The organism is Comamonas sp. B-9 (genome assembly GCF_000410635.1).
Lineage (GTDB): Bacteria > Pseudomonadota > Gammaproteobacteria > Burkholderiales > Burkholderiaceae_C > Comamonas.
On the sequence record NZ_KE148635.1, the window covers coordinates 4,640 to 18,025 of the forward strand.

The window sequence follows — 13,386 nt, forward strand, 5'->3', positions numbered from 1 at the left end:
GCAGCTGGTGCAGGCCTTTCGTGCCGCCCACCCTGCGATTGACCTGGTGCTGACCGAATCCACGACGCGCGAGATCTGCGCCCAGGTCGCCAGCGGTGATTTTGATGCCGGCCTGCTGCGCTACCCCGTCACGCAGGCCACCGAGCTGTCCATCACCCCCGTCGAGCCCGACCGCCTGATTGCCGCCCTGCCCGCTGGCAACCCGCTGCAAATCAAGGACAGCCTGCAGCTGATCGACCTGGCCGACCAGCCCTTTGTGAACTACCGCCCCAGCGAGGTGCCGGGCCTGCATGCCCTCGTGGTGCTGGCTTGCCAGAACGCCGGCTTTATGCCGCAGATCAAGCAGCATGCCGTGCAGGCCCAGACCTTGGTGAGCCTGGTGGGCGCCGGCCTGGGCGTGGCCCTGGTGCCGGCCGTGGTCGCCAAGGCCGCGACACCCGGCGTCATCTTCCGCGAGCTGACCGACACCCAGCACCTGCCCCAGATCGGCATTGCGCTGGCCTTGAACCAGCGCCAGCCGGTGGCCACGGCGCAGCGTTTGAAGGAGCTGCTGCTGAGCTTGGGACAGTGATGAACATACGAGCTGAAGCCCTTTACTTCTTGACGCCATCCTTGGCCAGCATGACAAAGGCTTCGCCACCCTTGCGGTCGTGGTGGAACAGGAAGCTTGTGCCTTCAATGGTTCCCTGCGTTGGGATGCGCGTCGCCACCGTGGTGGTGGAATATTTCTGAATAACGGACAGCAGCTGTTTGCGCAGCGTTCTGTCGCGCTGCGAAGGCGTGGTTACAGCGCACTCTCGTCCCTCTTTGACCTGCACAGTCAGGCTCTTGTCGGGTTTAGACGCAAATGTGGCAAATCCCCCATCCATGACGTCCTTGACGCCGAACTCGGCTGCTGCCTGGATCGAGCCCGCAAAGGACGGGGCCTGCTTGATGCAGACCTGTTCAAAGATCTGGATGGCCTGCACCAGCTCCTGGGGCTTGGCATCGGTTGACGAAGTCGATGGGTTGCTGACACAGCCGGACAGCGACACTGCAGCTAACACTGCCAAATAATGGAACTTCAAAGCGAACTACTCCATGAAGAAATAACAAGGATGAGCGGCAGACTTTGGCTGCCGATGGATATCGATGCGGTCATCAAGCACGTGCGGTATAGATCGCACAAATGGCGCAAATCGGCCCGCATCGATTGCTCAAAAACAAAAGACGAAGGCCGAAAATCGGCCTCGCAAATTGTTAATATTTATTAATTCATATTATTAAATTAATAGCTCGATTCTATCATTTGATGTTGGCAGCGCCATGCCGCGAGTCTCGTGTTCGCCACAGTTCGCCCGCCTACTTTCAGCAAGTCTAAGACGCAAAAAAGGCCGCAGTTGCGGCCTTTGCTGGTGTTGGATCACGTCGCAACGCAGATTATGCGTTTTCGCGCGATGCGCGCTTGCGGTCGTGTTCCTTCAGGTGGCGCTTGCGCACGCGCAGGCTGGTGGGGGTGATTTCCAGCAGCTCGTCTTCTTCGATGAACTCCACGCCGTATTCCAGCGACAGCTCGATAGGAGGCGTGATCTTGATCGCGTCTTCCTTGCCGCTCACGCGGAAGTTGGTCAGCTGCTTGGTACGCGTGGCGTTCACCACCAGGTCGTTGTCACGGCTGTGGATACCAACGATCATGCCTTCGTACACAGGGTCGTTGGGCTTGACGAACATGCGGCCACGGTCGTCGAGCTTGCCCAGCGCGTAGGTGAAGATTTCACCGTCGTCCATCGAGATCAGCACACCGTTCTTGCGGCCGCCGATTTCGCCCTTGTGCGGCTCGTAGCTGTCGAAGATGTTGGCGATCAGGCCGGAACCACGGGTCAGGTTCAGGAATTCGTTGGTGAAGCCGATCAGGCCACGGGCCGGAATGCGGTATTCCAGACGGACGCGACCGCGGCCATCGGGTTCCATGTTCACCAACTCGCCTTTGCGCTCGCCCAGCGCCTGCATCACGCCGCCTTGGTGGCCTTCTTCGATGTCAGCCGTCACCAGCTCGATAGGCTCGTTGCGCACGCCGTCGATCATTTGCATCACGACGCGTGGCTTGGACACGGCCAGCTCGTAGCCTTCGCGGCGCATTTCTTCGAGCAGAATGGTCAGGTGCAGTTCGCCACGGCCAGCCACTTCAAAGATACCGTCTTCGTCGGTTTCCTTGACGCGCAGGGCCACGTTGGAGCGCAACTCCTTTTGCAGGCGGTCCCAGATCTGGCGGCTGGTCACGTACTTGCCTTCACGACCTGCCAGAGGCGAGGTGTTCACGCAGAAGTTCATGGTCAGCGTAGGCTCGTCAATCTTCAGCATCGGCAGAGGCTGTGGATTGGCCGGGTCGGTCACGGTCTCACCGATACCGATGTTTTCGATACCGCTGATCAGCACGATCTCGGAAGGACCGGCTTCGGTCGCTTGCACGCGGTCAATACCTTGGAAGGTGTGGACCTGGTTGATCTTGCCGGTGTAGCTCTTGCCGTCCAGGCCGGCCATCACGGCCACTTGCTGGCCGGGCTTGAGCGTGCCCTGGGTGATACGGCCCACGCCGATACGGCCCACGAACGTGGAGTAGTCCAGTGCGGAGACTTGCATCTGCAGCGGTGCAGTCGCGTCGCCCTGCACCGCAGGCACGTGTTCCAGAATGGTTTCGAACAGGGCCGACATGTCGGGGCCCCATTGCGCGCCTGGCTCGCCTTCTTCCTTCGACGACCAGCCGTTGATGCCCGAGGCGTACACCACAGGGAAGTCCAGCTGTTCATCGGTCGCGCCGAGCTTGTCGAACAGGTCAAACGCAGCGTTCACGACCTTGTCGGGGTTGGCACCGGGCTTGTCGACCTTGTTCACCACGACGATGGGCTTCAGACCCAGGGCCAGTGCCTTCTTGGTCACAAAACGCGTTTGGGGCATGGGGCCTTCTTGCGCGTCGATCAGCAGCACCACACCGTCCACCATGGACAGCGCGCGCTCCACTTCACCACCGAAGTCCGCGTGACCGGGGGTGTCGAGGATGTTGATGTGGGTGTCGTTCCAGGACACGGCGCAGTTCTTGGCCAGGATGGTAATGCCGCGCTCACGCTCGATGGCGTGGTTGTCCATCACGGTGTCCACGACTTTTTCGTGTTCGGCGAAGGTACCAGACTGGCGCAGCAGCTGGTCCACCATGGTCGTCTTGCCATGGTCAACGTGGGCGATGATCGCAATATTGCGGATTTGTTTGCTCATGATGTTTCCAAAATGCCGCTGGCTTGTGGGCGCGGCGTTCCTTCCAAAATTTGTTGAATCTCGACGGGGCTTAAGAGGCGGTCGGGAATGAGCTCGCGCGCCCGGATGTGTGCCACACCCAAAAGCGCAGGAGGCTCTTCTCCGTAAACGGCCACTGCATCGGCATCGGCCCATTCACCCCGCCGGCGCAAGCCGGACAAAAATCTGCCTGCATTATCACCATCGAGCGTGACACGGGTGTGCGCTGCCAGCAACGTGTCGACAGGCAACACGGTGTGCAGGCGCTCCGCATCGGGCGTCGCTTCCAGGGTTTGCAGGCTGATACAGCGGGACAGGTCGATCCCACCGGTTTCTATGCGGCGCAGGCTGCGCAAATGCGCGCCATAGCCCAGCGCCTGGCCAATATCCTCGGCCAGCGTACGCACATAGGTGCCCTTGCTGCAGCGCACCGTCATCTTGAGCGCGACAAAGGCCTGCTCTTCTTGCACACGCGACAGCGTCAGATGCAAGATGGTGACAGCGCGCGGCTCACGCTCGAGCGTGATGCCGGCGCGGGCGTATTCGTAGAGGGCCTTGCCATCGCGCTTGAGCGCGCTGTACATCGGCGGCACCTGGCTTATGGGGCCGGTGAAGCGGGCCGCCACGGCGGCCAGTTTCTCGGGCGTCAGCGCGGGCGCATCCACCGCCCAGGTCTGCAGCACCTCACCCTCGGCGTCGCCGGTGGTGGTAGTGGCACCCAGGTGTACCAGGGCCTCATAGGTCTTGGGGGCATCGAGCTGCAATTGGCTGAACTTGGTGGCCGCGCCAAAACACAGAGGCAGCACACCCGTGGCCAATGGGTCGAGCGTGCCGGTATGGCCCGCTTTTTCGGCGCGCAGCAGCCACTTCACTTTTTGCAAAGCGTCGTTGCTGGACAGGCCAATGGGTTTATCGAGCAGAAACACCCCGTGCACAGGGCGCCGCTGCACCCGTGTGCGAGAGGCATGCATGCGATCAGCCTTCCTCGGGTCCGCGCGATGCCACGGCCTTGGCGATCAAGGCATTCATGTCGGCGGCACGCTCGGTGGTGCGGTCGTAGATGAAGTGCAAGGTCGGCACGGTGTGGATATGCAGGCGCTTAAACAGGCCATTGCGCAAGAAGCCAGCTGCCTGGTTCAGTGCGTCCTGGGTCTGGTCGGGGTCACCGATCAGCAAGCTGAAATAGACCTTGGCGTGGGCATAGTCCGGCGTCACCTCAACGGCTTGCAGCGTCACCATGCCCACACGTGGGTCCTTCAACTCACGGGCGATCAGCTCCGACAGATCCCGCTGGATCTGGTCGGAGACTTTGAAGCTGCGATTGGGCGCAGCAGTTTTCTTGCGAGTTGCCATCGGAAATTACAGCGTACGAGCGATTTCCTTGATCTCAAAGACTTCCAACATATCACCTTCTTTGATGTCGTTGTAGTTCTTGAGCTTGATACCGCACTCGAAGCCTTCCTTGACTTCCTTGACGTCGTCCTTGAGGCGGCGCAGCGAGTCGATCTCACCGGTGTAGATGACCACGTTGTCGCGCAGCAGACGGAAGTGTGCATTGCGGGTAACGTGACCCTGGGTGATGTACGAACCAGCCACAGTGCCGATCTTGGAGGCCACGAACACGGTGCGGATCTCGGCCATACCGATGATCTCTTCGCGTTGCTCGGGAGCGAGCATGCCGGACATGGCCGCCTTCAACTCATCGACAGCGTCGTAAATGATGTTGTAGTAGCGGATATCGACATCGTTGCTCTCGGCGGTCTTGCGCGCTTGCGCATCGGCACGCACGTTGAAACCGATCACGATCGCCTTGGAGGCCAGCGCCAGATTCACATCCGACTCGCTGATACCGCCCACGCCGGTGTAGACCATCTGCACCTTGACCTCGTCGGTCGACAGCTTGAGCAAGGAGGCAGCCAGCGCTTCTTGCGAACCCTGGGTGTCGGCCTTGATGATGATCGGCAGCGATTGCACGTTGCCCGCACCCATTTCGGCGAACATGTTCTCCAGCTTGGCCGCTTGTTGCTTGGCCAGCTTGGTGTTGCGGAACTTGCCAGCACGGTAGGTCGCGATTTCACGGGCGCGGCGCTCATCGGGCAGCACCATGAAGTCGTCACCAGCCTGCGGCACATCCGACAGACCCTGGATTTCAACGGGCAGCGATGGACCGGCTTCCTTGGCAACCTTGCCGTCTTCGTCGACCATGGCACGCACGCGGCCATAGGTTTGACCGGCCAGCACGATATCGCCCACCTTCAAGGTACCGGACTGAATCAGCACCGTGGCCACCGGGCCGCGGCCCTTGTCCAGCTGGGCTTCGATCACCAAACCCTTGGCATTGGCTTCCACCGGTGCCTTGAGTTCCAGCACTTCGGCCTGCAGCAGCACCTGTTCGAGCAGCTCGTCAATGCCTTGGCCGGTCTTGGACGACACGGCCACGAAAGGCGAGTCACCACCGTACTCTTCGGGCACCACTTGCTCGACCACCAGCTCCTGCTTGACGCGCTCGGGGTTGGCATCGGGCTTGTCAGCCTTGGTGATGGCCACCACGATAGGAACACCAGCGGCCTTGGCGTGCTTGATCGCTTCCTTGGTCTGGGGCATCACGCCGTCGTCGGCAGCAGCCACCAGAATCACGATGTCGGTCGACTGTGCACCACGGGCACGCATGGCCGTGAAGGCCTCGTGACCAGGGGTGTCGAGGAAGGTGATCATGCCGCGTGGGGTTTCCACGTGGTAGGCACCAATGTGCTGCGTAATGCCGCCGGCTTCGCCCGCAGCGACCTTGCTGCGGCGGATGTAGTCCAGCAGCGAGGTCTTGCCGTGGTCGACGTGGCCCATCACGGTCACGACCGGCGCGCGTGGCAGCGCTTCGGATTCGGCCTGGGATTCTTCTTCGGCGGTGAACGCTTCCGGATCGTCCAGTGCGGCGATATGCGCCTTGTGGCCCATTTCTTCCACGACGATCATCGCGGTGTCCTGGTCCAGCGGCTGGTTGATGGTGACCATCTGGCCCATCTTCATCAGCGACTTGATCACCTCGGAGGCCTTGATGGCCATCTTGTGGGCCAGCTCGGACACGGTGATGGTCTCGGGCACATAGACGTCGAGCACGCGTGCTTCCGCCGGTGCAGCCGATTGCGCACCACGGTGGTCGTTGCGGTCATTGCCGCGACGGCCGCCACGGGGGCCCGAGCGCCAGTTGTTGCCGCGACCGGCCACACCACCCGAGGAATCACCACGGGTCTTGAGTTCTTTCTTCTTGCCGTTGCTGTCGTTCTGGTTGCTCCAGCTCGAAGACAGCTTGGCCGACTTGACTTCCTTGTTGCCAGGCGCTGCGCCAGCGGCAGGCTTGGCCGCGCCAGTGCCGGTCGTGGCAGGCTTATGCAAGGTGCCCTTCTTGGCATCAGCGGCCTTGACTTCCTTCTTCTCTTCCGAAGGCTTCTTGGCCACCAGCACCTTCTTGGGTGCATTCATCATGGCGCGAATGGCTTCTGCCTCGGCCAGGGCCTTGCGGCGGCGCTCGTCCAGATCGACAGCGCGCGCGGTTTCCTCCGCCTCGCGGGCCTTGGATTCGTCTTCGGCCTTTTTCTTGGCTTCAGCCTGGGCTTCGTTGCGGGCAGCCAGCTCCTGGGCGTGGCGGCGCGCAGCCTCTTCCTGCTCGGCAGCTTCCTGGGCCTTGCGCTCTTGCGTCTTGGCCACGTAGGCAGCGGCGCGCTCTTCCGCCTCACGTTCCTTGCGCTCGCGCTCTTCACGCTCGGCGCGCTCGGCACGTTGCTGCACCAGATCGGCTTCCTGCTTGCCGATCAGGTCCACTTCGCGGCGGGCTTCCTCTTCGCGCTTGACCAGGTCAGCCTTGTGTTCGGCTTCCTTTTGCTTGGCTTCGGCGTGCTTGAGGGCTTCGTCGGAATCGGCGTCTGCCACCTCGTCACGCTTGACGAAGGTCCGCTTCTTGCGCACTTCCACCTGGATGGTGCGCGCCCGGCCCGTGGCGTCGGCTTGTTTGATCTCGCTGGTAGATTTCTTGGTCAATGTGATCTTCTTGCGGTCGGCAGCGCCGTGGGCGGCCTGCAGATGGGACAACAGCGCTTGTTTGTCCGTTTCAGTCAGTGCATCGGATGCATCGTGCTTGGACACGCCTGCGGCTTGCAGTTGCTCCAGCAATGTATCCGGTGATTTCTTGAGTTCAACAGCGAACTCGGCGACAGTATTACTCGACATATCTTGTTCCGTGCCTCCTGACCTTATTCCTGTCCATCAAACCAATGTTCGCGGGCCTTCATGATCAAGGCTTTTGCGTCATCGGCAGACTGTCCGGTCAGCTCGGTCAATTCATCAATGGCCAAATCGGCCAGGTCGTCACGCGTGTGGATTCCACCAGCTTCCAGCTGGGCTACCAACTCAGGCGTCATCCCTTCCAGATCACGCAACGCTTGGGAAACACGGGCAACACTCTCTTCGTGGACGATTTCCATCGTCAGCAGCGCATCCTTGGCGCGCGTGCGAAGCTCATTGACGGTCTCTTCGTCGAAGCTCTCGATTTCCAGCATTTCCTGCAGCGGCACATAGGCCACTTCTTCCAGGCTGGAGAAACCTTCTTCGATCAGGATGTCAGCGATTTCCTCATCCACATCCAGCTTTTCCATGAACAGCTTGCGGGAAGTGCTGGTTTCCTCTTCCTGCTTCTGGGCCGATTCGGCCGCGTCCATGATGTTGATCTTCCACCCCGTCAGATCGGAGGCAAGACGCACATTCTGACCACCACGGCCAATGGCGATCGCGAGGTTTTCCTCGTCCACCACCACATCCATGGCATGCTTTTCTTCGTCCACCACGATCGAGGACACATTGGCCGGCGCCAGCGCACCGATCACGAACTGGGCCGGGTCCTCGGACCACAGCACGATGTCCACGCGCTCGCCAGCGAGCTCATTGGTCACCACGTTCACGCGGCTGCCGCGCACGCCAACGCAGGTGCCGATCGGGTCAATGCGCTTGTCGTGGCTGAGCACGGCAATCTTGGCGCGGCTGCCTGGGTCACGGGCGCAGCTCTTGATCTCCAGCAGGCCTTGCTCGATTTCGGGCACTTCGTTGCGGAACAGCTCGACCATGAACTCGGGCGCAGAGCGCGAGAGCAGGATCGGCGCGCCGCGCAGGGTCAGGTCCACGTCCATGATCATCGCGCGAACGCGGTCACCATTGCGCAGATTTTCCTTCGGAATCATTTCACCGCGCTTCAAGCGGCCTTCCACGCGGCCGGACTCGACAATGATGTCGCCTTTGTCCATGCGCTTGACGGTGCCGTTGAAGATCTTGTCGCCGCGTGCCATGAAGTCGTTGAGCAGCATCTCGCGCTCGGCGTCACGGATCTTTTGCAGGATCACCTGCTTGGCCGCCATGGCACCGATACGGCCGATAGGCACCGATTCGATCTGCTCTTCGATGTAGTCGCCCACCTGCGCGTCTGCCTTGCGGTCAACGGCATCCATCAGCATTTCTTCGGCGTCAGGGTTTTGCAGGCCCGCATCATCAGGCACCACCAGCCAGCGGCGGAAGGTGTCGTAGTCGCCGGTATCGAGATCGATAGCCACACGCACATCCACTTCGCCGGGATACAGCTTCTTCGTAGCCTGGGCCAGGGCAGATTCCACAGCTCCGAACACCACATCGCGCTCTACGTTCTTTTCGCGCGCGATGGCATCCACCAGCATCAACAATTCGCGATTCATGCGACGACTCTCCTATTTCAATCTTTAACCAGAAGGCGGCATCATCAGCGCCACCATGTGCGGGGCCACTCAGGCCTGGGGTTCGTCGGCAGCACCTGCTGCCGCCCTGCCCTTGAAGCTCACGATGGGTGCCAGACGCGCTTCACGCAACTCATCGAGCGTAAAACCCAGGCTTTGCAGCGGTGCCGGTGGGCGCTTCTTGCTCACGCGGGCACCGGGCTTCACAGGCGGCGCATCGCTCCAGACGATCTGCCAGCCACCTGCCTCGGTACGCTCGAGCGTGCCCCGAAATTTCTTGCGATTGGCGCTGATGGTCGTGCCCTCGGCAGCTGCACCGATGGATTCCTTCAGCGTCAGGTCCACCACCGCGCCGGCAAAGCGGATGAAATCCTGCTCATGGCGCAATGGACGGTCAATACCGGGCGAGGACACTTCCAGGCGCTTGTATTCCACGCCATCGACTTCCAGTGCAAACTGCAGCTGGCGGGTGACCTTCTCGCAATCCTCCACCGTCACAAACTGCTCTGGCACGCCTTCCGGGCGGACTTCATCCGCATTCCAAGGCAGGTCGATGGTGATGCGCAAAAGGCCGCTGGCAGAGCGTTCGATCTCCACCAAGTCGTAGCCCAGGCCGCTCACCGTTTGTAGGGTGGTTTCTTGCAAGCTCACGTGTGCTATTTATCCCGCAAATACAAAAAACCCGAGAACCACGGAATGTTACACATTCCGCAGCATCGAGCTGAAAAACATGCGACCAAAAAAAATGGGCGGTTGGCACCGCCCAGTTGGTCGTGTAGACATCAATTATAGGGGCAAACCAGTATCGATGCAATGATGCGAAGTGGCTTTTAGGCGTGCGAACGACTAAGTCTGCGTATTGCGCGCCTGCACGATGGCCGCGGTGCGCTGCAGCAGCGCATGGGCTTCATCACCCGAAGGCAAGGCCTGCGCGTCACCTTGCGAAAAACGCTCCAGCATGCGCTGCAGCACGCCGGGCTGGGGCAGAACAGGGCCCAGGAACATGGCTTCGGTGCCACGCCCCAGCAGCACCGTGGGGAAGGTCGTGATATCGAGCTCGCCCAGCGCCTCTTCCTCGTCCTCGACATCGAGCCAGACAAAGGCCATGTCCGGCCACTCCTTGGCCAGCGCATCAAAGGCAGGCTGGTACTGGCCACAGGTACCGCACCACTGCGCGCACAAACACACCACCAGCCAGGGCGCCGTCGCAGCCTCGGTCATACACAACCCATCCCACACACAAAGGCGTATTTGTACCACCATTGCGGTATCCGAGGGCCCTGCTGCCTTTGAGAATACGCGCTTCTCTGACTTGAATCAGACCCAAAAGCAACTAAGTTCTAGGAAGTCATCAGCCATTGGGCAGTTGCCTGTACAACAGCAAACTGCCATATCTTCGGGAGCAGGCATGGATTCGAAAAACTACTACAACGTTCTGGGCGTGGACAAAAAGGCCGGCGCAGACGAGATCAAAAAAGCATTTCGCAAGCTCGCCCGCAAATACCACCCGGACCTGAGCAAGGAAAAAGACGCCGCCCAGCGCATGGCCGAGGTCAACGAGGCCAATGCGGTGCTGTCGGATGCGCAAAAGCGTGCCGAATACGACGCCATGCTCGACGCGCCGCGCGGCTTTGGGGCAGGCGCGGGCAACCCCTTCCGCAGCGCCGAGGGCTTTGACAGCGGCGATTACCAGTTTCGCCGCCAGAGCATGGGGGGCGATGCCGACTACAGTGATTTCTTTCGCCAGATGTTTGGCGACGCGGCACGCGCCCAGCGCGGTGGCCCTGGCAGCGGCGGGCCACGTGCGGCGATGCGGGGCGAGGACCAGCACGCCAGCATCGAGCTGGACCTGACCGACAGCTACCAGGGCAGCGAACGCATGCTGACCTTGCACGGCCAGGAAGTGACCGAGGATGGCGAAGTACGCAGCCAGGAGCGCCAGCTGCAGGTGAAGATCCCTGCCGGGGTGCGCGAGGGCCAGATGATTCGCCTCGCTGGCCAGGGCGGACCCGGCTACCAAGGTGGGCCCGCAGGCGATCTCTTGCTCGAAGTGCACTTTCGCCCCGATAAGCGCTGGCGTGCCGAAGGCAAGGATGTCTATATGCCGATGCCCGTCAGCCCCTGGGAAGCGGCTTTGGGTGGTAGCGCGGAGGTCAAGACGCCGGCCGGCACCTTGGAAGTGACGATTCCTGCAGGCTGGTCGGCCGGGCGCAAGCTGCGCATCAAGGGCAAGGGCCTGCCCGCTGCCACGCCAGGTGATCTGTACCTGGAGCTGCAACTGCACATACCACCGGCCACGACCGAGCAAGAGCGCGCTGCCTACGCGGCCTTTGCCCAGGCCTTTCCCCACTACCAGCCTCGCCAAGGAGTGTGACCATGCCCCACTACACGACCGTACACACCAGCAGCTTGCAGATCATTGACGACGACAGCCTCGATGCGGCCAGCCTGGCCCAGGCCTGCCAGCGCAACCTGGACTGGGTGCAGGCCCGCGTCGTCGATGGCGTGCTCACCCCCAGCACCGGCACACGCAACCCCGAAGCGGTCACCAGCTGGCGCTTTGCGGCCACCTGCATCTTGCGCGCGCGACGTGTGGCGCTGCTGGAGCACACCTATGATGCCGACCCCCAGTTGGCCGCGCTGACCGTCGACCTGATGGAAGAGGTGCTGGAGCTGCGCCGCCGCTTGCAGCGCTGACAATCCCTTCAGACAGACGCAAAAAAGCCCGCTGATGCGGGCTCATCCTTACCGAAAAAGCACCATCCGCATGCCGCGCCTGATCGTGGCAAGCGCGGCATGCGGACGGGGCAAACCGGTAGGCGGTATTAACCGCCCTTGTGCGTACGCTTGCCTGGGTTCTTCTTGGAACGGGTAGCAGTGCCACGGGCACGGCTGACCTGTTGGCCGCGGCCAGCAGTAGGCAGGCTCTTGCCGTTAGGCAGGGCCGGTTGAGGGGTGAACTTGCGGTCAGCTTCCGTAACGATTTTGTTGCCCATCCTGGGACCTCGCGATAAACAAAACCGACATTAGGCCACAGATGCCAAGCGAGCAGATAAAAATACCTGCTAATTCCCGTGCCTTGGTGCGAAATTAGGCATGCAAACCGCAAAGCAACTGCGCAAATCAGGCGCTTTGCTTACATTTGGCCCGCGCTGGCAGCTTGTAAATTACGCCTATCTGGTTAGGATTCAGAAAACAAAACAAGGAATAATTTCTTATGCAAGAGCTCGATCATCAACAACGACCGCAACAGCGCTCTCTCTGGCTCCCCCTGGCAGCTGGCGTGGCCGCCTTGGCCGTTTACTGGTGGACCAGCAACAAATCCCGCAAAGTCGTGCCGGTCGACCTGATTGAGCCCGTCGCCGACTTTGACGCAGAACGCTTTGTAGGCGACTGGTACGAGATCGCCCGCATTGAGCGCGGCCTGGGCAAGCCGCTGACGCGCTCACGCGTCGAGTACGAGCTGCTGAGCGACGGCAGCCTGGGCATCACGACCCGGGGTTTCCATGCCGGCACCCACCGCTGGGTCGAGGGCCATGGCATTGCCCGCTTTGTCGGCGCGCCCAACTTTGGCGCGATGAAGGCCTCGTTCATGGGTCCCTTCCACGAGGGCTACCATGTCGTCGCCATCGACCCCGATTACCGCTGGGCCATGCTGATGGGCGACACCACCGACTCGTTCAAGCTGCTCTCGCGCCAGCCGGTGCTCGATGGCAAGACCACCGACATGCTGGTGCACCAGGCCGCACTGATGGGGGTCGAGACCTCGCGCATCCACTGGGTGATGCAAGACGGGATCAACCCCACGGGCCACTGGTAAGCGGCAGCACGCCCCTTCATACGCAGGAGAGGCATCCAAGCCTGCGCGCGCTCGGTGCAGGCTTTGCTTTGTCTGATGGCGCTTTAGACGCCAATCCGCTTGGCGCCAGCCCGCTCTTCATCGATCAGCGCCTGCATGCTGCCGGCAAACGCGATCGCACCCTTCTCCAGCACATAGGCCCGGTCGCTCACCAGGCGCGCAAAGTGCAGGTTTTGCTCGCACAGCAAAATACTCACGCCGCGCTGCTTGAGCTGCACAATCATCTGCGCCATCTGCTCGACGATGACAGGCGCCACGCCTTCAGAGGGCTCATCGAGCAGCACCAGATAGGGATTGCCCATGAGGGTGCGGGCAACGGTGAGCATCTGCTGCTCGCCACCACTCATCTGCCCACCAGCGCGCTGCGGCATGGCTGCCAGATTGGGAAAAAAGGCCAGCAACTCATCCACCGTCCACTGGCTGGCCAGGCTGCCATCGGCCCAGCGCCGGGGCGGCTGGCGGCCCACTTCCAGGTTCTCCAGCACCGTCAGGTCGTTGAAGATGCGCCGCTCT

13 protein-coding genes are annotated in these 13,386 nt (G+C 61.2%); 4 read left to right on the top strand and 9 right to left on the bottom strand.

The window, feature by feature from the left end:
- On the top strand, window positions 1–571 hold a 571-nt coding region (locus tag H928_RS33615), incomplete at its 5' end, for a LysR family substrate-binding domain-containing protein (protein ID WP_043341055.1).
- 22 nt (window positions 572–593) lie between these two features.
- On the opposite strand, the gene H928_RS0118590 is transcribed toward H928_RS33615, so the two are convergent.
- From H928_RS0118590 to H928_RS0118625, 8 genes are all read right to left on the bottom strand, one after another.
- Window positions 594–1,067: a hypothetical protein gene (locus tag H928_RS0118590; protein ID WP_027011106.1), complete on the bottom strand. Its 474-nt coding sequence runs from the start codon at window positions 1,065–1,067 to the stop codon at window positions 594–596.
- Between the two features lie 352 nt (window positions 1,068–1,419).
- On the bottom strand, window positions 1,420–3,249 hold the full coding sequence (gene typA / locus H928_RS0118595; protein ID WP_021027860.1) for a translational GTPase TypA: 1,830 nt from the start codon (window positions 3,247–3,249) through the stop codon (window positions 1,420–1,422).
- Window positions 3,246–4,238, bottom strand: a complete 993-nt coding sequence (truB, locus tag H928_RS0118600; RefSeq protein ID WP_021027861.1) for a tRNA pseudouridine(55) synthase TruB — start codon at window positions 4,236–4,238, stop codon at window positions 3,246–3,248. Before truB ends, typA begins: the two co-directional genes overlap by 4 nt.
- Window positions 4,239–4,242: 4 nt before the next feature.
- Complete coding sequence (gene rbfA / locus H928_RS0118605; protein WP_021027862.1) at window positions 4,243–4,620, bottom strand: 30S ribosome-binding factor RbfA; 378 nt, start codon at window positions 4,618–4,620, stop codon at window positions 4,243–4,245.
- 6 nt (window positions 4,621–4,626) lie between these two features.
- Window positions 4,627–7,488 (bottom strand): translation initiation factor IF-2, encoded by a 2,862-nt coding sequence (gene infB / locus H928_RS0118610; RefSeq protein WP_021027863.1) that lies wholly within the window; start codon window positions 7,486–7,488, stop codon window positions 4,627–4,629.
- Window positions 7,489–7,511: 23 nt separating this feature from the next.
- The gene (gene nusA / locus H928_RS0118615) at window positions 7,512–8,996 is read right to left on the bottom strand and encodes a transcription termination factor NusA (protein ID WP_021027864.1); all 1,485 of its coding nucleotides are present in this window, start codon (window positions 8,994–8,996) and stop codon (window positions 7,512–7,514) included.
- A gap of 69 nt (window positions 8,997–9,065) precedes the next feature.
- Window positions 9,066–9,665, bottom strand: coding sequence for a ribosome maturation factor RimP (rimP, locus tag H928_RS0118620; protein WP_021027865.1), 600 nt, complete (start codon window positions 9,663–9,665; stop codon window positions 9,066–9,068).
- A 195-nt stretch (window positions 9,666–9,860) separates the two neighbouring features.
- Window positions 9,861–10,235 carry a thioredoxin family protein gene (locus H928_RS0118625; RefSeq protein WP_021027866.1) on the bottom strand — a complete coding sequence of 125 codons (375 nt, stop codon included), beginning with the start codon at window positions 10,233–10,235 and terminating at the stop codon, window positions 9,861–9,863.
- 187 nt (window positions 10,236–10,422) lie between these two features.
- Between H928_RS0118625 and H928_RS0118630 the strand changes: the two genes are divergently transcribed.
- From H928_RS0118630 to H928_RS28750, 3 genes are all read left to right on the top strand, one after another.
- Complete coding sequence (locus tag H928_RS0118630; protein ID WP_021027867.1) at window positions 10,423–11,388, top strand: DnaJ C-terminal domain-containing protein; 966 nt, start codon at window positions 10,423–10,425, stop codon at window positions 11,386–11,388.
- A 2-nt stretch (window positions 11,389–11,390) separates the two neighbouring features.
- On the top strand, window positions 11,391–11,711 hold the full coding sequence (locus H928_RS0118635) for a hypothetical protein (protein WP_052330099.1): 321 nt from the start codon (window positions 11,391–11,393) through the stop codon (window positions 11,709–11,711).
- A 520-nt stretch (window positions 11,712–12,231) separates the two neighbouring features.
- Entirely contained in the window at window positions 12,232–12,834 is a 603-nt protein-coding gene (locus H928_RS28750; protein ID WP_021027869.1) for a lipocalin family protein, read from the top strand.
- Window positions 12,835–12,917: 83 nt separating this feature from the next.
- Here the strand turns inward: H928_RS28750 and H928_RS33620 are convergent.
- Window positions 12,918–13,386 (bottom strand): ATP-binding cassette domain-containing protein (locus H928_RS33620; protein WP_043341068.1); only part of this gene is annotated, 469 nt, incomplete at its 5' end.